Source organism: Rhizobacter sp. P1_G5, from assembly GCF_056405435.1.
In genome coordinates this window covers 1-1,577 of the sequence record NZ_JBFUCB010000941.1, presented here as the reverse complement: position 1 = coordinate 1,577, position 1,577 = coordinate 1, and the positions used below count along the sequence as shown (strand labels likewise).

Below are 1,577 nucleotides of genomic sequence, written 5' to 3'. Positions count from 1 at the left end.
GCCTACAACAAGGCCAGCGGCGCCCGCATCAACTACCAATCGGTCGGCTCGGGCGCCGGCCTGAAGCAGATCCGCTCGAAGACGGTCGACTTCGGCGCCTCCGACATGCCGCTGAAGGACGACGAGCTGGCCAAGGACGGCCTGGTGCAGTTCCCCACCGTGATCGGCGGCGTCGTGCCGGTCGTCAACATCAAGGGCATTCAGCCCGGCCAGATCAAGCTGACCGGCCAGGCGCTCGGCGACATCTACCTCGGCAAGGTCACCAAGTGGAACGACCCGTCGCTGGCCGCGCTGAACCCCGGCGTGCCGCTGCCGGACGCCGCGATCTCGGTGGTGCGCCGCGCCGACGGCTCGGGCACCAGCTTCATCTTCACGAACTACCTGTCGAAGGTGAACACCGAGTGGAAGGACAAGGTCGGTGAAGGCACCGCCGTCAACTGGCCGACCGGCGCGGGCGGCAAGGGCAACGAAGGCGTCTCGTCGTACGTGCAGCGCCTGCCGAACTCGATCGGCTACGTCGAGTACGCCTACGCGAAGCAGAACAAGATGTCGTACGTGCAGCTGAAGAACAAGGACGGCAACTTCGTGTCGCCGGACGACGTGAACTTCAAGGCCGCCGCGGCCGGCGCCGACTGGAGCAAGACCTTCTACCAGGTGCTGACCGAGCAGGCCGGCAAGGATGCCTGGCCGCTGACCGGCGCGACCTTCATCATGATGCAGAAGTCGCAGGACAAGCCGGTGCAGGCCGCCAACTCGCTGAAGTTCTTCGACTGGGCCTATGCCAACGGCGACAAGATGGCCGCCGACCTCGAATACGTCTCGCTGCCCGACGCGGTGAAGGCGCTGGTTCGCAAGCAATGGGGCGAGATCAAGGACGCTTCGGGCAAGGCCGTYGCGGTCAAGTAATTCCCGCTGCTCACTCATGGCGGCGAGCACCTCCGGGTCTCGCCGCCCTCGCCTGGATGGAGGAAACGTGGCCGCTACACTCYCCGCATCGCACTACAACAAAGACGAGATGCAACGCTCCGATCCCCTGGGGCAGCCGCCCTCGGCCCGCCGTTCTGCACCGTGGGCCGACACGGTCTTCTCGCTGCTGGCGCATGGCGCCGCCATCCTCACGCTGCTGCTGCTCGCCGGCATCATCGTCTCGCTGGTGATCGGCGCCGCGCCGGCCATCCGCGAGTACGGGCTGAGCTTCCTGTGGCGCAGCGAATGGGATCCGGTGAAGGATCAATACGGCGGCCTGGTGATGATCTACGGCACGCTCGCCACCTCGGCGATCGCGCTGCTGATCGCGGTGCCGGTGAGCTTCGGCATCGCGCTGTTCCTGACCGAGCTGTCGCCGAACTGGCTGCGCCGCCCGCTGGGCGTCGCGATCGAGCTGCTGGCCGCGGTGCCGTCGATCGTCTACGGCATGTGGGGCCTGCTGGTGTTCAGCCCGGTGCTGTCGGAGTACGTGCAGCAGCCGCTGCAGCGCGTGCTCGGCGACGTGCCGTTCTTCAAGGGCCTGGTCTCGGGCGCGCCGGTGGGCATCGGCATCCTGTCGGCCGGCATCATCCTCGCGATCATGATCATCC

General features: G+C 66.7%; 2 protein-coding genes. Both read left to right on the top strand.

The genetic code is table 11. From position 1 onward, the window contains the following. The coding region (gene pstS / locus AC1D12_RS32945) for a phosphate ABC transporter substrate-binding protein PstS (protein ID WP_477845325.1) at nucleotides 1-906 on the top strand (906 nt) is incomplete at its 5' end. Nucleotides 907-1,015: 109 nt separating this feature from the next. Further along, nucleotides 1,016-1,577: ABC transporter permease (locus AC1D12_RS32940; RefSeq protein WP_477845324.1), on the top strand; the 562-nt coding region annotated here is incomplete at its 3' end.